Below are 26,207 nucleotides of genomic sequence, written 5' to 3'. Positions count from 1 at the left end.
TAATAATATTTAAAATGTTCATTAACTATTATAGTTATGAAATTCATTGCTTGAGAGCTTTTAAAAATTATTAAAAGCAAAAATAAAATCTGTTATTATATGCGTGTGAAGGAGAATCGTAATTGAACATTTTATCTGCAGAGGGTATTTCAAAGAGCTACAGTGAGAAAGTCCTCTTTAATGATAGCTGGCTGGGAATTGAAGCAGGAGATAAAATAGGCCTCATAGGCATAAACGGGACGGGTAAAAGCACGTTGCTAAAGGTGATAGCCGGTTTTGAGGAGCCTGATTCGGGGAGAATAATAAAGACAAATAATTTAAATATAGGCTATCTGGAACAAAATCCAAGCTTTGAGGAAGGAACAACTGTTCTGCAGCAGGTGTTTATAGGACATTCGCCAGTAATGTCACTGCTTAAGGAATATGAGATTATTTTAAAAAAGTGCCAGGACAGTCCCGATGATAAGCAGGCTGAGAAAAAGCTTCTGGAAATAATGCAGAAAATGGATGCCGGAAATGCCTGGGCTATAGAAAGTGAAGCAAAAACTGTTTTGACAAAGCTTGGGATAAGTGACTTTAATGCGGTTGTGACCCAGCTTTCGGGAGGCCAAAGAAAGCGCGTTGCCATGGCAGGTGCATTGATTAATCCCACAGAACTGCTTGTATTGGACGAGCCTACAAACCACATAGACAACGACTCGGTGGACTGGCTGGAAAAATACCTGAATGCCAGAAGAGGTGCGCTCCTTATGGTGACTCACGACAGGTATTTTCTTGAGAGAGTAGCCAATAGAATTATTGAACTGGATAACGGAAAGCTTTACAGCTATCAGGCAAATTACAGCAAATTTCTTGAGATGAAGGCAGAACGCGAGGAACAGGAACTTGCCTCGGAAAGAAAGCGCCAAAATCTGTTAAGGACAGAACTTGAGTGGATCAGAAGAGGAGCACAGGCCAGATCTACGAAGCAGAAGGCAAGAATTGAGAGATTTGAGAAACTTCAGGAAGCTGAGGACGTAAGACAGGAGAACAGCATAGAAATCCAGATTGGCTCGGCCCGGTTGGGTAGAAAGGTAATTGAGCTTTCAAACATAGGAAAGTCCTATGACCAAAAGGTTCTTATAAAAGATTTCAGCTATATTCTCCTTCGTGATGACAGGATTGGAATAATAGGGCCCAATGGTATGGGGAAATCCACGCTTCTGGGGATTATCTCCGGCAGAATCAAGCCTGACCTTGGAAATGTGGAAATAGGTGAAACAGTAAAAACAGGATTCTTTACACAGGAAAGCCAGGAAATGAATCCGGAACTAAGGGTTATAGAGTACATCCGTCAGGTTGCCGAACACATAGAGACAAAAAAAGGCAGCCTTAGCGCCTCTCAGATGCTGGAACGCTTCCTGTTTCCCCAAAGCGTACAGTGGACACCAATAGCAAGATTGTCCGGAGGGGAAAGGAGAAGGCTGTATCTCCTAAGTGTCCTGATGGCAGCTCCAAATGTACTCCTGCTGGACGAGCCCACAAATGATTTGGATATTCAGACCCTGACAATATTGGAGAGTTATTTGGAGGAGTTCCCCGGAGCAGTAATCACAGTATCACATGACCGGTTTTTCCTTGATAGGATGGCGGAGCGCATTTTTGCCTTTGAAGGAAATGGGTATATAAATAAATATGCAGGCAACTACTCTGACTATAAGGAAGCCTGCCTGTGGGAAGGTATACAGGGAGAGCAGTTACAGCATCCAAAGGCTGCAAGGGGCGACGGGAAAAAAATCCCGGAGGTGGAAGACCGGCAGGACGGTCAGCCTCAGAAGGATAATAGAGCTGCTCAAAAGGAACGGCCTCTGAAATTTACTTTCAAGGAGCAAAAAGAGTATGAGGAAATAGATGAAAAGATAGCAGACAAAGAAGGAGAGCTTGAAAAAATCAAAGCTGATATGGATATTGCAGTCAGTGATTTTGCATTGCTCCAGGAACTTGTTGTCAAACAGCAGAAGCTGGAAGAGGAACTGGATTATCTGATGGAGCGCTGGACCTATTTATACGAACTGGCTGAAAGAATCGAAAAAAGTAAAAGCTAACAGGAAAAGCGGCAAGATATAATTTGCCTTTTAATAAATAATAAGCACATAAAGGAGAACAAATGGAACAAACATTTGAAAATTTGCAGATAAACAAGTCGCTCATAGAGGCCATGAAGCTGGCAGATATCACAAAACCTACAGAAATACAGCAAATGGCAATACCGGCGGCACAAAAAAATTTGGATATAATCTTTCAATCGGAGACCGGAACCGGTAAAACACTTGCCTATCTGCTGCCGCTTTTTGAAAAGCTGGATACCGGTAAAAAGGAAATGCAGGCCCTTGTCCTTGTACCGACTCATGAGCTTGCAATACAGGTTATCAGGGTTATAGAAATGCTGTCGCTGAACTCCGATTTGAAGGCTACTTCAACGCCTGTAATAGGAGACGTGAATATAACCAGACAGGTTGATAAGCTCAGAACAAAGCCCCATATCATTGTAGGTACAGCCGGAAGAATACTGGAGCTTATACAAAAAAAGAAAATTTCAGCTCATACAATTAAAACAATAATCATAGATGAAGCCGACAGACTTCTGGACGACAGCAATCAGGAAGCCATAAAAGCTGTAATTAAAACCACACTTAAGGAGAGGCAAATAATAATGTGTTCGGCTTCCATACCTGCCCGTACCATCGAAAGGGCTAAGCCTCTCATGAAAGAACCTCATATTATAAAGAGTAAAACTGCCGTAGAGGTGCCCGATACAATTGACCATTTGTATTTTGTGGCTGAAGAACGGGAAAAAATAGAAGTACTCCGAAAATTGGTAAGGATCATTAATCCCCCGAAGGCCATAGCCTTTTTCGGCAATGCCGGAGATATACTGGAAGCAACTGAAAAGCTTAAATACCATAAATTAAGAGCAGACGGACTTCATGGTTCCAATATAAAAAGTGACAGAAAAAAGACAATGGATGATTTCAAATCCGGAAGGCTTCAACTGCTTATAGCTTCGGATGTAGCTGCACGCGGGCTTGATATTGAAGGTGTGACTCATATTTTTAATATTAACATACCCGAGAGATCAATGGAATACCTTCACCGGGCAGGAAGGACAGGGAGAAACGGCAGTGCGGGCACTACCATTTCAATTGTCTCGGAAAAAGAGCTGCCTCTCGTGAAACAATTTGAAAAAGAACTCCGGATTTCAATTATTCCAAAGTCAATGTACAATGGAGTAATTGTAGAATACAGAAAAGAAAATAAAAAGTTTGATACAACCAGTGAATATACTCCGCCTAAATATAGAAAAAACGGTAAAACTGAAAATACTGAGGACAGGAATGAAATGGACAAGGCCCTCAAGGATGGACCTGGTGAAAGAAGCTTAAAGAGGAATAGCAGAGAGGGCAGACCTGACAGGAAGTATAAGGCTCAGGGCAATCGTCCATATGATAAGGATAAATCTGAATTCAGGACTGATAAGGAAGGAATAAGAGAAGGGAACGGAAAAAGAGAAAAACGGTTTGCCGGTAATGGGGATAAACCCCAATATAGGGGGAATAAGTCTACTGCTGACGGTAAGCAGTATGAAAGAGACGGCCGTCCATCTGACAAGAAGTTCAGTGATAAGCAACCCGGCGATAAGAAATTTGGCGATAAGAAATTTGGCGATAAGAAATTTGGCGATAAGAAATTTGGCGATAAGAAATTCGGCGATAAGAAATTCGGCGATAAGAAATTCGGCGACAAGAAATTCGGCGACAAGAAATTCGGGGACAAGAAATTCGGCGATAAGAAATTCGGTGACAAGAAATTCGGCGATAAGAAATTCGGCGACAAGAAATTCGGCGATAAGAAATTCGGCGACGAGAAACCCGGAGATAAGAAGTTCGGCGATAAGAAGTTCGGAGACAAGAAGTTCGGAGACAAGAAGTTCGGAGACAAGAAGTTTGGAGACAAGAAGTTTGGAGATAAGAAGTTCGGAAGGACGGAAACCTCCGGTAAAAAATCAGAGCAGGAGGGAAACAAGGAAACTTTTCAGGGCAACGGCGGGAAACAAATAAAAATTAAATTTGCAGATAAACCCCCAAAGAATCTCAAACCCTGGGATCGTAAGCCACAGTCCGGCCAAAGGAAAAGCAAGAAATAGGATTGATATATTGTATTATGTTAAAGGGGGCAGGGCATTATGCAGTCGACGTCGATTCCTAAGGCCTGGGAAGGTGTTCTGGGCGCGGCAAGTTTTATACCTGTAACGAGCATAAAGGCCATAGAGAGATATCGTAATGCTGAATGGTCAAAGGGCCTGAGCATACACGAAGCCTTTGAAATGGTATACATCAAATCCGGTGAAGGGCAGTTCGAAATAGGCAGCCAGTCTGTGACTGTGGGGTCTAATGATATAGTCATTATAAAGCCCCATCAGCATCACAAGCTTGAGGTGACCTCCGATGGCGGTTGTGACTTTATAGTTCTGTATTTTAAATTTATGAACCAGTCAAACCTGGCCATGTCGGAGACTTCTATCGAGGACTTCATAAACTTTGTCAGCGGCAGGGACTCAGGGGCCTTTATAAAACTTAAGGTGAGCCAGAAAAATGATATCATTATTCTGCTGAACAGAATCCTTAAGGAAAAGGCCAGTGACCAGCTAGGCAGTGAACTGCTGGACTATCTCATGCTGATGGAACTGTTTGTGCTTATATCCAGAGCACTTAAGGCCGAATGGGAAAACAGCATAAAAAACAAAAGTCCCAAAATAAAGGAGCTTATGCAGTCGGCTATACAATTTGTCCACAACAATTATGAAAGAGAAATATCAATAACTGATATCGCAAAATATGTTTTTCTAAGTCCCAGCTACTTTACCAGGGCATTCAAAGAGGATACCGGCCTGAGCCCCATGCAGTATCTTTTGAATATCAGAATTAAACGGGCCTGTGAACTTTTGGACGAGACTGATATGAAGGTTGGTGAGATTGCACATAGTGTGGGTTTTTCCAACCAGCAGCGCTTCAACGACATGTTTAAGAAACAGGTGAATATGACTCCCATGCAGTATCGTAATTCGTCAAAAAACATTCATAATTAGAAAAAATAACGGTAAATAACATGAAGAACACTTTCCGGGCTTATTGTATAATTGATTCAAGCTAAGACTGGAAAGTGTTTTATTTTATTATGCTTGAAAAGCACTAGCCTTAAAGCAGATAAAAATAGAAGAATATTTATTGGTTAATTTGTATTTTACCAAAGTCAATTACGGTTCAAAGCCTTCGCCTTCCAAAAGCCAACAAGTTGGCAAATTATGCTTTTAAGCTGGCTTTGAAGCAGTTTGGGTTTAGGTATTTATGAATATGAGGAGGTATAACATATGGGTATGACAATGACACAAAAAATCCTGGCAGCGCATGCAGGATTGGATTCAGTAGTTGCAGGACAACTGATCAAGGCAAAGCTGGATATGGTTTTAGGAAATGATATCACGTCCCCGGTTGCAATAAAGGAATTTGAAAAGGTCGGACTGGATAAGGTCTTCGACGGGAATAAAATAGCAATCGTTCCTGACCATTTTACTCCCAACAAGGATATTAAATCAGCAGAACAGGTTAAGGTCTGCAGAGAATTTTCAAAAAAAATGGGTATAGTGAATTTCTTCGAGGTTGGACAGATGGGTGTGGAACATGCCCTGTTGCCGGAAAAAGGTTTGGTTGTTCCCGGTGACGTAGTTATAGGAGCAGACTCTCATACCTGCACCTATGGGGCATTGGGAGCATTCTCCACCGGTATCGGAAGCACCGATATGGCGGCAGGAATGGCTACGGGGGAAGCCTGGTTCAAGGTTCCGGAGGCCATAAAATTCGTTTTGACGGGAAAACCGCAGAAATGGGTTGGCGGAAAGGACGTAATTCTTCACATAATTGGAATGATTGGTGTTGACGGAGCCTTATATAAATCAATGGAATTCACAGGTGACGGAGTAAGCGCCCTTTCAATGGACGATAGATTTGCCATGGCAAATATGGCTATTGAAGCCGGTGGAAAAAACGGAATATTTCAGGTGGATGAAAAGACGCTTGAATATGTAAAGGAACACTCAGAAAGAGCATTTGAAGTATTCAAAGCGGATGAAGATGCAGTTTATTGCCAGGTATTTGAAATAGACCTGGCTTCAATCAGGCCAACAGTTGCGTTCCCTCATTTGCCTGAGAATGCGCGCACAATTGACAATGTGGGAGATGTTAAAATTGATCAGGTTGTGATCGGCTCATGTACAAATGGACGTATTGAAGATATGAGAGTAGCGGCCGAGGTTTTAAAGGGGAAAAAGGTACATGCAGATGTACGCTGCATAATCATACCTGCAACTCAGAAAATCTGGAAGCAGGCCATGAATGAAGGATTGTTTGATATATTCATTGAGGCAGGTGCAGCAGTGAGTACGCCTACCTGCGGCCCATGTCTTGGAGGGCATATGGGAATACTGGCCAAGGGAGAAAGAGCGGTTGCCACAACAAACAGAAATTTTGTTGGCCGTATGGGACATCCTGAAAGTGAAGTATACCTTGCAGGGCCTGCTATAGCAGCAGCATCGGCAATAGCCGGAAAAATTGCAGGACCACACCAGATATAACAACTGTATAAAAATGCAAATTAAAGCGCAGTTGGTCTTTTAAATGATACGGTCTGGACATAGGTAAAATTATTATGGCGCCGGTGAGAAATAAGTTTATCACAGGGCCGGAAATGGAGATGGATATGAACGCTAAGGGCGAGGTTATTAAATATGGAAACAATGTTGATACAGATGTAATCATACCTGCCAGGTATTTGAATACAACAGATCCTGCCGAACTTGCAAGCCATTGCATGGAGGATCTTGACGAAAAGTTTACTTCCAGGGTTCAAAAGGGTGACGTGATGGTTGCCGGCAAAAACTTTGGCTGCGGTTCCTCACGCGAGCATGCACCCATAGCAATAAAGGCATCAGGAATATCCTGCGTAATTGCTGAAACCTTTGCAAGGATATTCTACAGGAATGCTATTAATATCGGCCTTCCGATTATTGAGTGCCCTGAAGCTGCGCAGGATATAAAAGACAGTGATGAAGTGGAGATAGATTTTGATAAGGGACTTATTAAAAATCTGACCACTGGCAAGGCTTATCAGGGACAGCCATTCCCTGAATTTATGCAGGAGCTGATTGCTGCCAACGGTCTGGTTGAATATATAAAGAAATCCCTGTCAAAATAGTGGTGAAATTAAGCGTTGAAATGGAGATGTGGTCAATATGAATTATAAAATTACAGTTCTCCCTGGTGATGGCATTGGTCCTGACATAGTTGGAGAAGCTTTGCAGGTTTTGGAACTAATCGGTGAAAGGTATGGTCATAGCTTTCAACTGACTGAGGCCGATATGGGCGGAGTTGCAATTGATAAGCATGGAATACCTCTGCCACAGGCTACCATAGATACCTGCAAAAGCGGAGATGCAGTATTGCTTGGCGCTGTGGGCGGCCCCAAATGGGACACCCTGCCCGGACATTTGAGGCCTGAAGCAGGGCTTCTGGGAATAAGGGCGGCACTTGGACTCTATGCAAATCTCAGGCCTGCAGTCATATATGGTGCACTAAAGGAGGCATCACCTCTAAAGTCCGAAATTATAAGCAACGGTATTGACATAATGGTTATCCGTGAGCTTACGGGAGGAATATACTTTGGCAAGAGAGGCCGCCTGGAGACAGAAGGCGGAGAGGCAGCTTATGATACCGAAATGTACAGCAGAGCGGAGATAACCAGAATAGCGAAGGTTGGCTTTGAAACAGCTTTGAAGCGCGGTAAAAGGCTCATGTCTGTAGACAAGGCAAATGTTCTGGAAAGCTCAAGACTATGGAGACAGGTGGTTGAAGAGGTTGCAAAGGACTATCCGGAGGTTGCCTTAAGCCATATGTATGTTGACAATGCTGCTATGCAGCTTGTCAGGAATCCTGCCCAGTTTGATGTCATACTTACCAGCAATATTTTTGGTGACATATTGTCGGATGAGGCATCCATGATAACAGGTTCAATAGGAATGTTGCCGTCTGCAAGCCTGGGTGCCGGCAAGCTGGGATTATACGAACCGATTCATGGTTCTGCTCCCGACATCGCAGGACAGGATAAGGCCAACCCCATTGCGACTATACTTTCTCTGGCTATGATGTGCAGGTACTCTCTTGACTTGCCTGCCGAAGCCGACGCAATTGAGAGCGCTATTGTGAGGGTGCTGGACAAGGGCTATAGGACAGGTGACATAGCTTCTGCAGGGACTACCCTGGTTGGTACAAAGGAAATGGGAAGAATTATCAGGGCAGAGCTATAAAAACTGAAAATGAATTTAAAGCTGATTATTTAAGTATAAAGCAAAAAGGAATCGGGTTTGATTACCCGGTTTCTTTTTAGTTATGGTGCGTCGTGCGTCCGGCAAAGCCGGACAGCGCCATTGAAGAGTCGCAAAAAAAATGAAGCCTCCAATGTCGAAATAATGTGGGTTTGCCAACCACAATATAAAAACAAAGGAGGCTTCACATGGCAAGAATAATTTAGTACATACAGTATAGCACTGCAAATATCATTTGGTATTTGCAGTTACCAACCGCCACCACCACCGCCACCAAAGATATAGCCGCCGGCACTGGTTACCATGGTACTGGTTGTAAAGGTCTTCGTTAGTTTCCCGTTATTATACATGTTATAGGTTTGACCTGATACCAGAGCTGGAGAGGTAAATAGCAATGTCGCACCAGCCTTTTTAGCTGTAAAGCCATAGATTTCAGTTCCAGAAGAATTCTTTATGCTTACAACAGCATTTAATGCCGGGCCGGCTAAGATAGCTGAACATTGTTTAGAGGTACTTGCTGTAGGAGAAGATGTACATCCTCCAACCGCTGCAAGAGTTCCTCCGGTGATAGTGAAATTGTTAGTGTCACAATCGGCACAACCATCTGGCTGGCCGCCGCCATAAATAACGGCATTTCCACCAGCCATAGTTATGGTTCCGTTTGAATCATAGGGGTCTTTTCCACACATTATTTCAATATTTCCGCCGTTGATTACCAATTGTTTACCGGCACACAGACCATCTTCGGTTGCTGTAATATTAATAGTACCATTATTAACAGTTGTTACAGTTTTACCTTCAATACCCTCATATGATTTTAAAACTGTAGTTGTACCACCATTGAATGTCATGGCTGCTTCGGAATGCATTCCGTCATCACCTGCACTTAGCGTGAGAGTACCATTCTCAATTATTATATCACCATCAGTGTCGATACAATCTGAAGCAGCAGTGATATTAAGTGTTCCTCCGGTAATCTTTATAGTGTTATTGCAATGTATTCCGTCAGAAGGAGCAGATTTAATTATAATATTTCCATTTTCAATTTTGATATCGTCATCACCTGAAATACCGTGCTTGAAATTACCTGTAATATTTAAAGTTCCAGCACCCTTTATTTCCAGATCATCATTGCTGAATAGGACTGCATCAGCTTCAGAATTAACTGTAGAGTACGTTTTTGCATCAGCTAAGTTGTTAGTTGTGCCCTTCTCAATAGTAATAAATGCCTTGTCAGCATTTTGGAAATAGATGGCGGGACCATTTGAATTGGTTATACTGCAGCCATTCAGGCGCAACTTAACCTTTTCAGCAGTATTAACATAAATCATACCATTTGTTAAAGTACCGACTACCTCAAAGTCACCTCCAGATGTGATATTAACAGTTGTGCCACTCACTGCCGCACCTTTTCCCGTACAGGTTATCGTACTATCCAGGCTGATTTTCCCAATATTCTCTTTCCATGCATCTTCCGGATCAACCGGAGTACCGGTATCAACAGGGAACGTAGATATGTATCCCAGCAGGTAACTTTTTAGTAATGCAAAATCAATCGCATCCACTGAACCATCACCATTCAGGTCGGCAACTTTGGTGTCGCTGATTGTAAATATACCTAAAAGACTACTCTTCATTGCAGCAATATCCAGTGCATCTATCCCACCGTCAGAATTTAAATCTCCGTACATAACCGCTGCATTTGCCGGCATACTGCTAAAAGCAAGAGTAGCTGCCAGTGTTAATACCAAAAATATCTTATTCTTCATAGAATCCTCCTTTTGTGTTATTAGGGCTTACTATTTGTGGTATTATTTTACAATTTAGAACTTAAACCAACCTTAAAAATAGAAGTATTCATGAATAAATATTGACATTTTTTTCTATACATACCATTATATATATAAGTTGCTGGAAGTGAGGGCTTTGTTATGAATATTCTGGTTGTGGAAGACAGAATTCCTTCAGATGATTCACTGGTACACATATTTAAGAAAAATAATCACATGGTTGACCACACCGATAGCATCGAGGAAGGTTTGTATCTTGCTCTGTCGAGTAAATATGACATTATCGTATTAGATACTTTGACTTATACAGAAGATGGAATCAGCCTGCTTAAGGGCATAAGGAAAAATGGCCTGACATTACCCATATTTCTGCTTTCTGCTCAAAGTGATGTATCCTTCAAAGTAATCGGACTTGATAGCGGTGCTGATGACTACCTTGTAAAGCCATTTTCTACAGAGGAACTATTAGCGCGAATCAGGGCTTTAGGCAGGCGAAAAGACACGATACTTTTAAACAGCACCTTATGCTATGGTGATATCACTCTCGATACCAACAGTTTGAAACTATCGACAGAAAAAGCAGAGACCAATCTGACCTGTCGGGAGTGCAAACTTTTAGAGTTTTTAATTATCAGAAAATGTATGATTACTTCAAAAGATATAATAATAGAAAAAATCTGGGGGTTCGACTCTGAGGCACAGGCAAATCATGTGGAAGTATACATATCTTTTTTGAGAAAAAAGATTAGTTCTTTAAATTCAAAAGTTGTAATAAGTACTATTCGTGGATTAGGCTACAAACTCGGTATAACTTCAAAATAAACAAACAGGCGGGAAGGGGATGATTCCTTGGCAGGAACCATATACTGTCAAATTAAGACTTTATTTTCGCTTTTACATTTTGAAACCATAAATATTCTTGCTATGAGTGTGCTTTTATAATACAATAAAATGGAAATAAATAACTTATAAGTATAAAATTTAATGCAATGGTATACATAAACAAAAAATATTAGGAGGTATGAACTATGGATATTGAATATTACATTGGTGGAATTGTACTATTCCCTTATAATTTTGCACCAGCCGGCTGGGCTCCATGTCAGGGCCAAATACTTCAGATTTCTCAATACCAGGCTTTATTTGCATTGATAGGGGCAACTTACGGAGGGGATGGAAGAACTACCTTCGCGTTACCAAATCTCAAGGGTGCGTCACCGCTTCCTGATATGGGTTATTATATAGCAACTATAGGTATATTCCCAACCAGACCGTAGTATGAAATTTGCTTGAAAGCATACAGTTGTGTAACGAAAAATAATAAAGATGACGGAGGTATTTTATATGGACTATTTATTAGGAGGCATTGCGCTTTTCCCATATAATTTTGCACCCATAGGCTGGATGCCCTGTGAGGGCCAAATGCTTCAAATTATGCAGAACCAGGCTTTGTATTCATTGCTCGGATCAACATATGGAGGGGATGGAAGAACCACCTTTGCCTTACCGAATTTAAAGGGTGCCGAACCATTGCCTACTATGAAGTACTACATTGCAGTTACGGGCATTTATCCAACAAGAAGCTGATTACTGATGAATTGACTTTAAAATTAACATCCGGTAAATGTTGTCGGGACACATAAGCTTTTTTTGATATAGAAAGGATGGAAATACATATGGCAGATTCAAATATAGCTTTAAATAAAACGGCTACGGCAAGCAGCTTTGTTATGCCGTATTCACCGGCTCAGGCAGTAAATGGTACATTAACACCGTTCAGCAGATGGCTTTGCAATACTGTACCTGCAAGTTTGACTGTTGATTTGGGCAGCACAAATATTATTACTTCATGGGCGGTTAAACATATGAGCCTTGCAGGGTGGAAATCACCCGACTATAATATGAGCGATTTTTCGTTTCAGGGGTCAAATGACAATACTCATTGGGTAACTCTGGACTCTGTTACCGATAATACCTTAAGTACCACTACAAGGAATGTACAGGTTGCTTACAGGTTTGTAAGATTAAATGTAACAAAAGGGTTGAGGACTAATGCACAATATGCTTCTCTTATGGAGTTTGAGGTCTATGGCCATCAGCCTACGGCAGACCTGTCGGCACTGGGTATCAGCAGTGGGACACTTACCCCTGCGTTTAACCCTGCTACGTTGGCCTATACCTCTCAAAATGTTCCTTACGGCATATCCAGTGTAACTGTTACCGCTATAGCACAGGACCCCACTTCCACTATAAAGATTAATGGCACAGTCGTACCAAGCGGACAGGGCAGCACAGTCAATCTGAGTGTTGGCAGCAACACTATACCTGTATTGGTGACAGCTTTAGACGGTATAATAACAAAGACCTATACAATCACTGTTATAAGAGAGCAGGGAGCTGTTCTGAGCGGTCTAGCCATAAGCAGCGGTGTTCTTAGCCCGGACTTCTCAAGCAGCATTTTGAACTATACGACATCGAATGTGGGGAATGACACTGCCAGTGTTACTGTAACTCCAACCACCAACATAGCCGGAACGACTATAACGGTGGCAGGTAAAGCGGCAACAAGCGGGCAGCCAACCAGTGTGGATCTGAATGAGGGCAGCAATACTATTAATATAGTGGTTACAAACGGCACTGCATCCCAAACTTATACAATTACTGTCATAAGGGCAAGCAGTCCTTACCTGCAGAGTGTTACCGGAATTCCGGGTACTACTTTTGCAAAAACCACATATACATATACTACCAGTGTTGCTGCTGCCGTATCGAAAATAAAGCCTACAATAGTTCCGGAGGATGCAAATTCCACCATAACCCTGAGTATGAATGGCGCAGCAGTACCGTTTACTCCGCCCCTTTCAATTTCACTCAATATGGGTGCAAATGTTTTCATAATTGCAGTTGCATCTGCATCAGGTGGCGACAGCAGGACGTATACATATCAGATAAATAGAATATAAGGCATTAACTTAAAATCAAAGGCTGGGATTTGAAAATCTGAATTTCAGTCTTTGATTTTTCAATCTCAAAAATATTATACAAAATTACGTATTTGAAAAGAAAGGTTAAATTAAGAAGGTGTTTGAATGAAAAAGCTTTGTTTCGCAGTTTTACTTTCTTGTCTGATAATTTTTTCAGGGATGTCCTGTATCTTTGCAGAAGATTATATTGACGGAGGGGTGAATATGGATGCGACTGCTCCTCTGCTCGCCAATACACTCAGTTATATAAAAACTTATGGGGGAGCGGTGGGTGAGCCCATATACTTCAGGTTAATACCTACAAGTACTGAAAATTATACCATTGAGACAGTTGGTACGGTGGATACAGCGGGACAATTATATAATGGTGACGGTACTGAATACGGGGACCCGGAGGATGATTTGGGGGAAACCGATTATAACTTTAGGATGAATAAACTACTGGAGGCCGGCAAGCTATATTACCTGGGTATTGTCAATTATTCATATGTTCCAGGAGATAAAACAATACTCCAGATAACCGGAGACAGCGGCGGAGGATTAGTTGCACCTGCCGTCATAACAATGACTGATCCGGGGAAAAAACTGATATATAAGGGCGGAGATACAATAAGGATATCCGGAACGGTTGCGGATGGCAATGGAGATAACGTAGCCATATATGCCAGCATAGGGTCAAAGCCGGCCACGGTTACCGTAACCGGAGGGAATGGACCATGGGCGCTGGAATGGGATATTGACGGGTTGAATATAGCAGAAAACATCTATAAAGATGTAACGGTTACAGCCGATGACGGTTCTCCGGCTGGACCGGCAACCGCCATACATACGGGAGATATTGTTGTTGACAGGACTGCACCAACTGCACCAACGTCTGTAAGCGTGACTCCAATAGGCGGAACGGTTGTAGCAAACACTCTGAATAAATCCAACACGAATCTGATTGCCGGTGCGTCAATAATTGCGGCTGATGCCACAGGCGGCAAGGCAGAGTTATATCTTGGAAGCACATTGCTTGCCACTGACAACACAATAACAGATACCGATACGCAGGTGACTTTTGACCTGAGCATAACCTCAACGGAGAATCTGCAGTCAGCAATTCCCACGGGAGGGATAATAAGCGTAAAGCTCTATGATGAGGCGGGCAACAGCTCCAGTTCCACAAGTAACCCGACGCTGCTTGTGGATTATGTAGCGCCGCCGCCAGAAGCTCCAACAGCGACGGTACAACCCATAACAGGAAACTTGAAAGTATGGGAAACCCTGACCGGGCATTATACCTACAGCGATATAAACGGAGATTTACAGGGAGCCACCACCTTTAAATGGTACAGAGCAGACGATTCCGCCGGCAGCGGCAAAACAGCCATATCAGGAGCCGCAGCAATAACGTATATATTGCAGCCGGAAGACCTGGGAAAATACATAAGCTTTGAAGTGACCCCGGTTGCTGCAACAGGCATTTTTACCCAGGGTACGGCTGTGGAGAGTGCCAGGACAGGAGCTGTGGCACCTGCCGAAGCGGCTCCTGTAGCCACAGTACAGCCAATAACAGGAACCTTGAAAGTGGGAGAAACCCTGACCGGGCATTATACCTACAGCGATATAAACGGAGATTCGCAAGGAGCCACTATCTTCAAGTGGTACAGAGCAGACGATTCTGCCGGCAGCGGCAAAACAGCCATATCAGGAGCCACAGCAATAACTTATATATTACAGCCGGAAGACCTGGGGAAATACATAAGCTTTGAGGTGACCCCTGTTGCGGCAACAGGAATAACACAGGGTACGGCAGTGGAAAGTGCCAGGACGGGAGCTGTGGCACCTGCCGAGGCGGCTCCTGTGGCCACAGTACAGCCAATAACAGGAACCTTGAAAGTGGGAGAAACCCTGACCGGGCATTATATCTACAGCGATATAAACGGAGATTCTGAAGGAGTAACCACCTTCAAGTGGTACAGAGCGGACAATTCCGCCGGCAGCGGCAAAACAGCCATATCAGGAGCCACAGCAATAACGTATATATTACAGGAAGACGACCTGGGAAAATACATAAGCTTTGAGGTGACCCCTGTTGCGGTAACAGGCATAACACAGGGCACGGCAGTGGAAAGTGCCAGGACGGGAGCCGTGGCACCTGCTGAGGCGGCTCCGACAGCGACAGTATCGCCAATAACAGGAATATTGAAAGTGGGAGAAACCCTGACCGGGCATTATACCTACAGCGATATAAACGGAGATTCTGAAGGAGTAACCACCTTCAAGTGGTACAGGGCAGACGATTCCGCCGGCAGCGGCAAAACAGCCATATCGGGAGCCACAGCAATAACGTATATATTGAAGACGGAGGACCAGGATAAATACATAAGCTTTGAGGTGACCCCTGTGGCAACATCAGGCATTTTGCAGGGAGTGGCCGTGGAGAGTGCAAGTGTGGCAATAATAATAACAAATGCCGCACCTCCCGGGATAACCGTACAGCCTCAAAACAGGACAGTAAATGTAGGGGATACTGCCGGGCTGTCAATAACAGCCACAGCCAGTGGAATCCTTAGCTACCAGTGGTATAGCAGTACTCAAGCGGCAATTGCCACAGGAGCAGAGCTACCAAATGCAACAGGAGCTGCAATACAACTGCAGACAAATACAGCCGGAACGAGATACTATTACTGTGTATTGACAAATACCGATAACTCAATGACAGGGGTTACAACGGCATCCACCACCAGTGCCATAGCTCAGGTAACTGTAAATAATGCACCTGCGACACCTTATACGCCAACTCCGGATACAACTCCGCAAAAAGAAAAAACTCCCAGGATTCTGATTAACGGGAAGGAACTAAATCTTGAGACGATTACAACCTCTGAACATGGAGGCGAAACGATCATAGCAATATCAATCGACTCTCAGAAGCTGGAGAAAAAGCTTGACAGTGAGCAGGAAAAATCTGTAATAACTATTCCTTTAGGAGAAATAAAAGCGGATGCAGGCATCCTTACCGGTGACATAGTAAAGGAGCTTGAAAATAACCAGGCAATTTTTGAGATAAGCAACGGCAATGCAACCTATATACTGCCGGCAAAGGTAATTGACATTGATACTATAGCAGAGCAGTTGGATTCTGAGGCTGCCCTCAGTGATATAAAAGTAAAAATCAAGGTGTCAAAAGCTTCAGCCGAAAGTGAAGAAAGGCTGAAACGCTCTGCTGAAATAGGGAAGTTCAGCATTGAGGTTGCTCCGGTTGATTTTAGCATTGAATGCTCAGTGAATAATAAAACCATTGCTGTTAATAATTTTTCCGGATATGTTGAAAGAACTTTGAAAATTCCCGAGAATGCCGACCCAGACAAAATAACAACCGGAGTGGTGGTTGATCCTGATGGGACGGTAAGGCATGTTCCTACTGCTGTAATCAATATTGAAGGAAAATACTACGCAAAAATAAACAGCCTGACAAACAGCCCCTATGCAGTCATTTACCATCCTGTTGAATATGCAGATGCAAGTAAGACACCATGGGCAAAGGCTGCCATAAATGATATTGGATCACGGCTTGTCATAACCAACGGAATTGAAAATAATATGTTCTATCCCAAAAATCAGATAACCCGGGCTGAATTTGCAGCCATCATTATCAATGCCCTGGGCCTTAAACCTGAAACAGGGAAAAACTTATTTAAGGATGTGAATGAGAAGCAATGGTATTCCGGTCACATCAATACAGCATATAAATACGGGCTGATTTCGGGAAAGGGAAGCAATACATTTGCACCAGAGGATAAAATTACACGGGAACATGCCATGATAATCATAGCAAAGGCCATGGTCGTAGTGGGATTGGACGCTGGAATCACTGATGAGCAAACCGGTGTTATTCTCTCAGGATACAAGGATGCTGCAAGTATTACACAAGGGGCGAGATACAGTGTTGCAGCATGTGTCAAGGCAGGCCTGGTGACCGGTAAGGAAAACAGCTTGATTGCACCTAAGCAGTATATTACCAGAGCAGAAATTGCAGTCATAATTCAAAACCTTCTTAAGAAGTCCGGGTTGATTTAATAAATATTTAAAGCCAATAGGGGTCTGGTTAAAGGATGCCGCCCTTATTGGCTTTTTTTGCAGTTATTAATAGTAAGCAGGCAATTACCGGTGTTTACAGTCTCCAGCCGAACTTCCTGCATTATATCGGCACTTGCGAAAACCTTCTGCTTGTCTTTTATCCCCAGGAATATGCTTTCACTGTCTTCTATAACATGTCCGGCAAATATTCTGTCATAAAATTCTTCCAGGCACAGCCCCTGTTCATGCAGATACCTGCTCAGGGGTATTCCCACATTCCTTATGTGCCAGGGTTCATAAACCGTATTGGTCTGTTCCGTTTTGTCCTTTGGATACCTGATTATAAAGCCGTAATTTTGAAGGTTTTCCTTTAGCCAGAGCTGCTCCCTGGAATCTTCAAAATCGTTTCTGTGGCGGCCGTTTATGCTGAAAATATCCAAAGCCAGGCCCGTATGATGTTCTGAGTTTCCCGGAAGTGCAACCAACTGCCTTGTACTGGCATATGCCTCCTCATAAGTCCCGGAGGTCTTTGTGAAGCTGCTAAGGTTTGAGTCGAATATCTGCTGTTGGGCTGTAATGCTCCTGTAGGCGCTGTTTATAATAAATCCATGGATGCCGTCCTTTTTTGCAGCGTCTATCATGGTATACAGTGCATTTAAGGTGCCGGGACATAATTTTAGTCCGGCATACTCAAGTTTCACCACTTTGGAACTTATGCTTGTCAGGCCGGGAGGAACATATTCTCCCGGGAGGGAGTTGTCTTTGTTGACTAAAAGCTTGGTACTGCCGGCTGAGATTACACTGACAGGCAGCATGGTTTCAGAGTCAGGGCTGCCTGTGGCAGAAGACATCAGGTAGATATTATTGTTCTTGAGCAAAACCTTAATGCAGCATTGGTCTTTGCCATACGCTTCGTAAAGCGTATGAAAAGCCTGCTTCCCGGCATACTGACCGTAAGAGTCCTGTCCGGCGGGAGCAATTGCAACCAGGGGCAGGATAAAAACCCACAGAACAACTAAAAATGCACTTAGAGAAAATATGTAAATGAATCTTCTCACGGTCCATACCTCCATACACTACATATAAAACAGTAATTCAGTCAGCGGTTATTACCACCACTATGCCGCTATAAGTTAGTACCACTTATACAGGACACTGCTTAATATATGTAGAATATGGGAATATATCCAAAAAAATTCAGGGACAGGAAATAAAGTTGATACGGTCTCCGGACTTAACTGCGTTTTCTTACAAACACAAGGCTTGACATTATAAGCAGCATGCCCCCTATTTGCAGGAAGGAGACTGTCTCGTCAAGGACCAGTATACCGCCTAGAATGGAAACAACAGGTATGAGGTTCAGAAACATTGAGGATACAGTGGCGCCAAGGCCATTCACGGCAACATTGAATAAATAATATGCCAGTGCCGAACAGAACAGGGCAAGATACAGCAAATTTGCCAGAGAATAGGTGGAAATACCCTGCCAACTGCTTGTCTCGGGAATAACAAACGGAAGAAACAGCAGCGAAGCCGCACCCATCTGATAGGCGGTTATTACTATGCCGTAGTATTTGCCGGAAAGACTTTTGCATATTATGGTGTAAATTACCCATACCACCATGGCTCCAATCATTAAAAGGTTTCCTTTTGTATACCCTGCCGAGAAATCTATCCCCTTCTCAAAAATAACCAGGAATACACCAACCACAGAAATAATTACGCAGGTTATGACTCTTGAAGTTATTTTAAACTTGTAGAAAATAGATTCGGTAATCAGTGTAAAAACCGGTACTGCTGCCACAATTATGGAGCCGTTGGAGGCGGTAGTGTACTTCAGGCCGGTATTTTCAAACAGAAAATATAAGACAATGCCAAAAAAAGCTGAAGCAAATAAGAGCATTACATCTTTTAAAGGCATTTTTATAAACAATTTTTTTATATACAATATTGCAAAAAGTGAAACGGCTGCAATGACCTGCCGAAAGAATGCAATTGTAACAGGAGGAAGCTCATCTAATAGGATCTTGGTACTGACAAAGGAATAGCCCCAAAAGATAACAGTCAGTATCATGGCCATTAAGGCGAATAACTTCTTTTTTTTCTCTATATTCATTGATAAATCCCCACTTTTATGTTCTAAGGTATAATTTTGCCACATTCGATAATTGATAGCAAGTTTATTTTGTATATTTATTGAAGGCTAAGGAGTTTTGACTTGCAAAAACCCCGGATTTCATAGTTTTCCAGAGTGAATATTAACTGTATAAACTGTAAATAATACGCTATGAAAACAGAAAAGCAACAGCAATTCAAAAGTTAATGAGGAGTGTTATATGGATAATGTTCAAGGAATTTCAGGCCATTTTGAGAGTGTAAAAAGAGCTTTATTTCTTTTCATGGGATGGCTGTCGGCGGTATTGTCACTATTCTTCTATCCTTTTGTTTTCGGGATGATCGGAGTTATTTCTGGAATCATGGCTGCAAAAAACAATAAAAGCAGGATAGGAGTCCTTCTTGTAGTTTCCTCCATAGCCCTTATGGGACTGGGGTTGGCCTTCAGCAATAAATTTTTAGGGCTGGCAAAAGAAGTGTTTAATATATAGGCATGAAGATATGTAAATATAGAAGGATTAATTGTTTCTTTTTAATTCTACCATCGGAGGAAAATAATGAGTGAGCTGGTAAGCGGCAATTTGTTGATTATCGGGGGCGCGGAAGATAAGTGGGGGCAGAGCAGCGTTCTTAAGCATGCCATTGATATGTGCGGTGGACCGGAGTCAAAAATAAGTGTGCTGACAACTGCAACCCAAAAGCCCAAGGAGGTTGGGGATGAATACAGAGCTGTTTTTTCAAGGCTGGGAGTACAGGATATTGATGTATTGAATATTGATAATAGAAGTGATGCGAATGATAACTCTGTGGCACATAGGATTTCAAGTGCCGCAGGAGTTTTTTTTACAGGAGGGGATCAGCTAAGAATAACAAGCATTTTAGGCGGAACAAAAACCTTCGGTACACTTTTGGAGCTTTATAAAAAAGGTGTGCCGATTATAGGAACCAGCGCAGGAGCCTCGGCCATGAGCAGTGTAATGATTGTTGACGGAACCAGCAATTCTGCCGCAAAAAAATGTACGCTTGGCATGTCTCCCGGGCTTGGCCTGTTGGAGCAGGTAATAATTGATCAGCACTTCGAGCAAAGAGGGCGGCTGGGCAGACTTCTGGTTGGAGTTGCGCAGAATCCGTCTGTACTGGGCATTGGCATAGATGAGGATACGGCAATAAAGGTACATTCCAACGCATCCTTCGAGGTTGTGGGAACAAACTGTGTTACGGTTATTGACGGCAGAACCATTCAGAACTCCAATGTATCGGAACTGAATCCCGAGGAGATAATAGCCTTGTCTAATGTAACCATTCATGTGCTGCCGGCGGGCTATGGCTTTGATCTTGGACAGAGGTGCGTACGGGAGAAAAAAATATAATTCTGAGCATAAAAATCAATTGGCATTATTTTTCACAGGAATCATACTAGGAGGTTTTTACGGTGCAAATTCAAAGCATTTATTGCTTTCAAGGAAGAAATATATACAGTCATAAACCGGTTGTAAGGATGATCGTCGATATTGGGATTTATGAGTCGGGGCCCACAAAGGATATCCCCGGCTTTAATAAAAGATTATTGGAAAATTTTCCTGAAATAGCTGAACATACGTGCGGAGTCGGCTATGCAGGGGGCTTCGGAGAACGCCTGCTGGAGGGCACATACATGGGGCATGTGGCGGAGCATCTGATTCTGGAGCTGCAGAACAGGCTGGGATACCATGTGAACCACGGCAAAACCAGACAAATTGGAAATACATCCAAGTACTATGTGATATACGAATATATTAATGAAGCTTTTGCTGTAGAGTGCGGGAAAAAAGCCGTAGAGATACTGAAGGCATTTGCCGGAGGAACAGAAATCAATGTAAAAAATATAATAAGCTATTTGAAGAAGTTGGCACTGGAAACAGACATGGGACCCAGTACCAAAGCCATTTACAAGGAAGCTGTAAAGCGCGGCATACCTGTTACGAGGATAGGCAGCAGCCTTTTAAGACTTGGTTACGGCAAGGGCGTGAGAACCTTACAAGCCTCGTTGACTGACAGCTCAAGCTGCATAGCGGTAGATATGGTTTCCGACAAACAGCTTACCAAGAAAATATTAACCGATAATAACATTCCAGTACCCTATGGGGTGGTTGCACAGACTTTGGAGGAAGCCGTAGAATCCTCAAAAAAGGTGGGATTTCCTCTGGTAATAAAGCCGTTGGACTCAAACCAGGGAAAAGGTGTAACTGTTGATATAAGATCAGAGGAAATGATAGAGGAGGCTTTTCAAGAAGCGAGGAAATACTCAAAAAAAGTCATGGTTGAAAGGTATATTTCCGGTAAAGACTACCGGGTACTTGTGGTGGGAGGGCGTGTCAGCGCCGTTTCGGAAAGAAGGCCTCCCCAGGTTGTGGGAGAAGGTACAAGAACGGTTGAAGAGCTTGTTGAAAGAGAAAACCAAAATCCGCTGAGGGGTGAAGACCATGAAAAGCCTCTGACTTATATCAAGCTGGACGATATTGCCCAAAAATGCCTGCAAGGACAGGGGCTGCTGTTAAAAAGCGTGCCGGCCGCCGGGCAGGTGGTGAAACTGAGACAAAACGGCAATATAAGTACTGGAGGAACCGCTAAAAACTGTACGGAAAATATCCATCCCAAAAATGCAAAGTATGCAATTGCCGCCGCAAGGGCTTTGGGGCTTGATGTGGCAGGCATAGATTTTTCGTCCGAAGATATTTCAATACCAATAGATATGAATTCTGGAGCAATCATTGAAGTCAATGCGGCACCTGGCTTAAGGATGCATCTTTACCCCTCGGAGGGGCAGTCCGTGAATGTTGCCGGTGACATTCTGGATATGCTCTATCCCGACAGCAATTGGAGTATTCCTGTTGTGGCGGTTACAGGAACAAACGGTAAGACAACTACTACCAGACTTATAAGACACACTCTTGCATTAACAGGCCTCACCGTCGGTATGACCAGCACAAGCGGAATATACATTGGCAGTGAATGTATACAAAGAGGCGATACTACAGGACCGGTGAGTGCCGGTATGGTGCTGGCCAATAAAAAGGTTGAGGCGGCTGTGCTTGAAACTGCAAGGGGCGGCATAATAAGAAAGGGCCTTGGATATGATATGGCAGATGTTGCTGTTTTGGTGAACATAAGCGATGATCATCTGGGGATAGATGGCATAAATAGCCTGGAGGATCTGGCAATGACCAAGGCCCTGGTGGTAGAAGCAATTAAGCCGGAGGGTTATGCCGTTCTTAATGCTGACGATGCTATGACACCTTTTATAATGGGAAGGGTCAGGAGCAGAGTGATAATGTTCGGGAAATCCCTGTCAAACCCTCTGCTGAAGAAGCATCTGAAGAATACTGAGAATATAGGCATATACGTGAAGGAAAACTATATATGGGTGATCAAGAGCGGGAAAAAGGAGCCAATAGTTAGTCTGGACGACATACCTATCACCTACGGAGGGCTGGTGGACTGCAATATAGAAAATTCACTGGCTGCAGTCTCAGCACTGATTGGACTTAATATACCTGCAGAGGACATCAAAAAGGGAATGAATACCTTCAGACCTGACATAGAACTGAATCCCGGCAGGTTTAACCTTTTTGATATGGGCGCTTTCAAGGTAATGATAGACTATAGCCACAATATAGCAGGTTATTCTGCGGTAATAAAATTCATGCAGAAAATGAAAGCCAAAAGACTTGTAGCAATTGTGGGAATGCCGGGAGACAGGATGGACGCCAACATTAAGGAGGTAGGGGAGCTTTGCGGGAGATCCTTTGAGAAAATATATATTAAGGAGGACAAGGATCTCAGAGGAAGAAAAAGAGGAGAAGTTGCGGCATTATTCGAGTCGGGCATTTTAGGTGCGGGCTATAAAAAAGAAAATATAGAAAAAATATTAAGCGAGACAGAAGCTCTGGAAAAAGCCATGCTGGATGCCCAGCCAGGAGACTTGATTGCCTTGTTTTATGAAGAGCTTGATCCGGCAGTGCAAATGATCGGAAAATTCAAGAAGGAGCTGGATGAGGTAAATCATGTGCTGGAAAGCAGCCTTAAAGATATTGACAGCATTAAGACCCGAAGCGGCTCGGTACTTTTTAACGACATAATAGGGAAACCCGATATGGTAGAATTCAGAGAATTATAATATAATGAAAGAAAAGCAGTTGAAATATAGATTTTACAATATGTAACTTTTATTATTAGCTATGGACAAGCCGGTGTAAGGGGTGCCAGAGGGCGGACCGCCGAAAAGGCATTCCGGCTTGCACCGGCTTTAACCTTCTGTCCGGCATGAAAGTTTGCATTGGGTATGACATTTCCCATTAACTCATAAGGTCAATTACGGTCGCTTCGCCTTCCAGGTATGCTTTCAGCCGATGGTAACTGACTTTATCATCAATACCGGTAAAAATTATGATCACAACAATTATACTATATTAATTGCCAGCAATAGGGAGTCGGGTGCTGCAAATTTGTGGGGTGTGCCAATGGTAGAGGTATATTATTACGTTAGAACAGAAAATTTATCCAATATCCTGGACTGCGGATTGAAATTATCTGCCTATTACAACAGAGAAATAATTATGGATGGGGACAGGGTTATGTGCTTTTCAGGACTTTTAAATCCAAAGGATGATCCGGAATTGTACAAATCTCCCGGGTATACCTGTCTGAAAATACAGGTTAAAAACGAAAAATGCTTTATTGCAGACAGATTTTTATATGAAAATGCAAATGGGCTGAAGGACTCCGAGCTGGAATTATATTATAAATCAGTTATACCAATAGAAAAATACATATTTGGAGCGTACAGGCTTCCGGAATGTCTGATTACTACCACTATTCTTCCGGGAGAGGCTGCCGTTCTTGACAAAAGAATGGATTCTCCGGTGATATATACAAATTCTGAGGAGCTTTATATAAACAATGTTTTGCAGGATTTGAGAGAACAGCTTGCAGAATCTGACGATTTTCTCCTTTATTATTTCTTTGACAGGCTGGCAGAGGAAAAGCAGGTGGAGAAGCTTGAAAACGAACACAAAGGCACGGCAGTATTCAAAACAGGTACAGGGAGTACATACTGCATAAAGAAGCCGCAAATTGAGAGAATAAACGAAAAATTCCGCCTGCAAACCTACAGGCAGGACAAATCGGTATAAATTTACAGGTACATAATCAGGATGGTGACAGGAATTTGAAAAAGCTTATTTTACATACACTTAAGGAAAAACAGGGCTATGTTTCGGGAGAGGAACTCAGCAACAGCCTCGGGGTTTCACGTACGGCAGTGTGGAAGCATATAAATGAACTGAGGAAAGAGGGCTATATAATTGAATCCTCCTCCAAAAAAGGTTACAGGCTGACCGGACTGCCGGATATACTTGACGGCCGGGAGGTCAGTGTTCCGGATGGGCAGCAGATTGGCAGAGAGCTGGTACATTTTGCTGACATAGATTCCACTAACAATTATGCAAAAAAGATAGGCAACGACGGCTGTCCGCACGGAACAGTAGTCACAGCCGAGAGGCAAACTCTCGGCAGGGGCAGGGTGGGCAGGCTTTGGCAGTCTGATAACAGCAGGGGTTTGTGGTTTTCAATAGTACTGAGGCCTGACCTGGAGCCGGAAAAAGTACAGATAATTACCCTTGCAGCTTCCGTTGCTGTTGTTGAAGGCATAATTGAAGTTTTGGATATAAATTGCGGGATCAAGTGGCCTAATGATATAATATTGGGTAGCTGCAAGCTGGGAGGGATACTCACAGAACTTAGTGCAGAGCCGGGGCATGTGAATTATGTGGTGGTGGGCATAGGCTTGAATATTAATCAGGATTCCGGCGATTTTGACCAGGAGCTTCAGGACAAGGCTGCTTCACTTAAACTTTTTACCGGAAAGACGCATTCCAGGGCGAAAATCCTTTCAGGCATTTTAAAAAGCTTTGAAAAAATATATACAATGCTGCTTGCTGGAGAAACCAGACAGATTATAGACAAATGGAATAAATACTCGGTTACTGTGGGAAAAGAAGTGAGGATAATAAGCAGAGAGGTTGAATATATTGGAACAGCACAATCCGTTGCATTGGATGGTAAACTTGTTGTAAAATGTAAGGATGGAACTCTAAGAGAAGTTTCTTCCGGAGAAGTACAGGTCAGAGGATTGATGGGATATGCAAGGGACTGACCCTGCAAATGGGTTTTAAAATATTGAAACATGTGCTATGATAACAAGGGTCGTATTATTTTTTAGTTGTAAAGAAAGTTTAGGAGGATTTGATAAGTGGTTAAAAGGAATGATTACCCAAGAAAAAATTATTCAAAGGATGGAGCTCAAACTGGTGAGCCTGCCGGACAAAATTTTCAGCAGAAGTCCGCTCAGAAAGACGGAGAGGCACCTCACAAAGAAAACCATACACGAACAAGACCTCCGAGGGATAATCAGCAGAGGGAAGGCGGCAACCAGAGGGAGCCCGGACAGCAAAGAGATTCCCAGAGAAGGGATAACCGGGATAATCAGGCCAGAGAAAACTCACCCAGGGAAAACAGCCAGAACCAGCATAAGGAAAATTATCAGAGAAATTACCATAGAGAAAATCAAAATAGAGATAATCAAACCAGAGAAAATCAAAATCAAAACAGAGAGCCCAGGGAGCCCAGAGAAAATACAAGACAACATTTCCAGAGGCCTGCCATTAAACCGCGAGCCGAAGAGACCGTGGCTGACATTGCTGTCGATATTGTCAGAATCGAGAAGGAAATCGAACTGGAACTTAAGGAAATACGCAGCATGAGGTTGGGAGTCTGACAGACAACAATCCTCTGGTGGAGAAT

General features: G+C 43.0%; 20 protein-coding genes. 17 read left to right on the top strand and 3 right to left on the bottom strand.

Features of this window, described 5'->3' with window-relative positions:
* Positions 1–122 precede the first annotated feature (122 nt).
* The 6 genes from CLHUN_RS02760 to leuB all read left to right on the top strand — a co-directional run bounded on the left by CLHUN_RS02760 (position 123) and on the right by leuB (position 8,395).
* Complete coding sequence (locus CLHUN_RS02760) at positions 123–2,084, top strand: ABC-F family ATP-binding cassette domain-containing protein (RefSeq protein ID WP_080063042.1); 1,962 nt, start codon at positions 123–125, stop codon at positions 2,082–2,084.
* A 62-nt stretch (positions 2,085–2,146) separates the two neighbouring features.
* Positions 2,147–4,183 carry a DEAD/DEAH box helicase gene (locus CLHUN_RS22770; RefSeq protein WP_207559130.1) on the top strand — a complete coding sequence of 679 codons (2,037 nt, stop codon included), beginning with the start codon at positions 2,147–2,149 and terminating at the stop codon, positions 4,181–4,183.
* A 39-nt stretch (positions 4,184–4,222) separates the two neighbouring features.
* Positions 4,223–5,125 (top strand): AraC family transcriptional regulator, encoded by a 903-nt coding sequence (locus CLHUN_RS02750; protein ID WP_080063041.1) that lies wholly within the window; start codon positions 4,223–4,225, stop codon positions 5,123–5,125.
* A gap of 282 nt (positions 5,126–5,407) precedes the next feature.
* Positions 5,408–6,667 (top strand): 3-isopropylmalate dehydratase large subunit, encoded by a 1,260-nt coding sequence (gene leuC, locus CLHUN_RS02745; protein ID WP_080063040.1) that lies wholly within the window; start codon positions 5,408–5,410, stop codon positions 6,665–6,667.
* A gap of 125 nt (positions 6,668–6,792) precedes the next feature.
* Positions 6,793–7,287, top strand: a complete 495-nt coding sequence (gene leuD / locus CLHUN_RS02740) for a 3-isopropylmalate dehydratase small subunit (protein WP_080063202.1) — start codon at positions 6,793–6,795, stop codon at positions 7,285–7,287.
* A gap of 37 nt (positions 7,288–7,324) precedes the next feature.
* Positions 7,325–8,395 (top strand): 3-isopropylmalate dehydrogenase, encoded by a 1,071-nt coding sequence (gene leuB / locus CLHUN_RS02735; RefSeq protein WP_080063039.1) that lies wholly within the window; start codon positions 7,325–7,327, stop codon positions 8,393–8,395.
* Between the two features lie 266 nt (positions 8,396–8,661).
* On the opposite strand, the gene CLHUN_RS02730 is transcribed toward leuB, so the two are convergent.
* Positions 8,662–10,182, bottom strand: coding sequence for a carbohydrate-binding domain-containing protein (locus CLHUN_RS02730; RefSeq protein WP_080063038.1), 1,521 nt, complete (start codon positions 10,180–10,182; stop codon positions 8,662–8,664).
* A 162-nt stretch (positions 10,183–10,344) separates the two neighbouring features.
* Here CLHUN_RS02730 and CLHUN_RS02725 point away from each other — a divergent pair, with 162 nt between their 5' ends.
* From CLHUN_RS02725 to CLHUN_RS02705, 5 genes are all read left to right on the top strand, one after another.
* Positions 10,345–11,025, top strand: coding sequence for a response regulator transcription factor (locus tag CLHUN_RS02725; RefSeq protein ID WP_080063037.1), 681 nt, complete (start codon positions 10,345–10,347; stop codon positions 11,023–11,025).
* Between the two features lie 206 nt (positions 11,026–11,231).
* Positions 11,232–11,480 carry a phage tail protein gene (locus CLHUN_RS02720; RefSeq protein WP_080063036.1) on the top strand — a complete coding sequence of 83 codons (249 nt, stop codon included), beginning with the start codon at positions 11,232–11,234 and terminating at the stop codon, positions 11,478–11,480.
* A gap of 67 nt (positions 11,481–11,547) precedes the next feature.
* Complete coding sequence (locus CLHUN_RS02715; protein ID WP_080063035.1) at positions 11,548–11,790, top strand: phage tail protein; 243 nt, start codon at positions 11,548–11,550, stop codon at positions 11,788–11,790.
* Positions 11,791–11,879: 89 nt separating this feature from the next.
* The gene (locus CLHUN_RS02710; protein WP_165755639.1) at positions 11,880–13,166 is read left to right on the top strand and encodes a cadherin-like beta sandwich domain-containing protein; all 1,287 of its coding nucleotides are present in this window, start codon (positions 11,880–11,882) and stop codon (positions 13,164–13,166) included.
* A gap of 126 nt (positions 13,167–13,292) precedes the next feature.
* Positions 13,293–17,252, top strand: coding sequence for an S-layer homology domain-containing protein (locus tag CLHUN_RS02705; protein WP_080063033.1), 3,960 nt, complete (start codon positions 13,293–13,295; stop codon positions 17,250–17,252).
* A gap of 44 nt (positions 17,253–17,296) precedes the next feature.
* On the opposite strand, the gene CLHUN_RS02700 is transcribed toward CLHUN_RS02705, so the two are convergent.
* Both CLHUN_RS02700 and CLHUN_RS02695 read right to left on the bottom strand, forming a co-directional pair.
* A complete protein-coding gene (locus CLHUN_RS02700; RefSeq protein WP_165755638.1) occupies positions 17,297–18,310 on the bottom strand; it encodes a M15 family metallopeptidase in 1,014 nt (337 codons plus the stop codon).
* A gap of 176 nt (positions 18,311–18,486) precedes the next feature.
* Positions 18,487–19,368: a DMT family transporter gene (locus CLHUN_RS02695; RefSeq protein WP_080063031.1), complete on the bottom strand. Its 882-nt coding sequence runs from the start codon at positions 19,366–19,368 to the stop codon at positions 18,487–18,489.
* A gap of 220 nt (positions 19,369–19,588) precedes the next feature.
* On the opposite strand from CLHUN_RS02695, the gene CLHUN_RS02690 reads away from it, so the two are divergent.
* The 6 genes from CLHUN_RS02690 (at position 19,589) to CLHUN_RS02665 (ending at position 26,181) form a co-directional block, all read left to right on the top strand.
* On the top strand, positions 19,589–19,858 hold the full coding sequence (locus tag CLHUN_RS02690) for a hypothetical protein (protein WP_080063030.1): 270 nt from the start codon (positions 19,589–19,591) through the stop codon (positions 19,856–19,858).
* Positions 19,859–19,924: 66 nt separating this feature from the next.
* Complete coding sequence (locus CLHUN_RS02685) at positions 19,925–20,737, top strand: cyanophycinase (protein ID WP_080063029.1); 813 nt, start codon at positions 19,925–19,927, stop codon at positions 20,735–20,737.
* A gap of 62 nt (positions 20,738–20,799) precedes the next feature.
* A complete protein-coding gene (gene cphA, locus CLHUN_RS02680) occupies positions 20,800–23,523 on the top strand; it encodes a cyanophycin synthetase (RefSeq protein WP_080063028.1) in 2,724 nt (907 codons plus the stop codon).
* Between the two features lie 343 nt (positions 23,524–23,866).
* Entirely contained in the window at positions 23,867–24,538 is a 672-nt protein-coding gene (locus CLHUN_RS02675; RefSeq protein ID WP_080063201.1) for a hypothetical protein, read from the top strand.
* Positions 24,539–24,573: 35 nt separating this feature from the next.
* A complete protein-coding gene (locus CLHUN_RS02670; protein WP_080063027.1) occupies positions 24,574–25,560 on the top strand; it encodes a biotin--[acetyl-CoA-carboxylase] ligase in 987 nt (328 codons plus the stop codon).
* Positions 25,561–25,656: 96 nt separating this feature from the next.
* The gene (locus CLHUN_RS02665) at positions 25,657–26,181 is read left to right on the top strand and encodes a hypothetical protein (protein ID WP_080063026.1); all 525 of its coding nucleotides are present in this window, start codon (positions 25,657–25,659) and stop codon (positions 26,179–26,181) included.
* Positions 26,182–26,207 lie beyond the last annotated feature (26 nt).

This window comes from Ruminiclostridium hungatei, assembly GCF_002051585.1.
Classification (GTDB): domain Bacteria; phylum Bacillota; class Clostridia; order Acetivibrionales; family DSM-1351; genus Ruminiclostridium; species Ruminiclostridium hungatei.
Note: the sequence above shows the minus strand (reverse complement) of the source record. Positions and strands in the feature narration are given on the sequence as shown.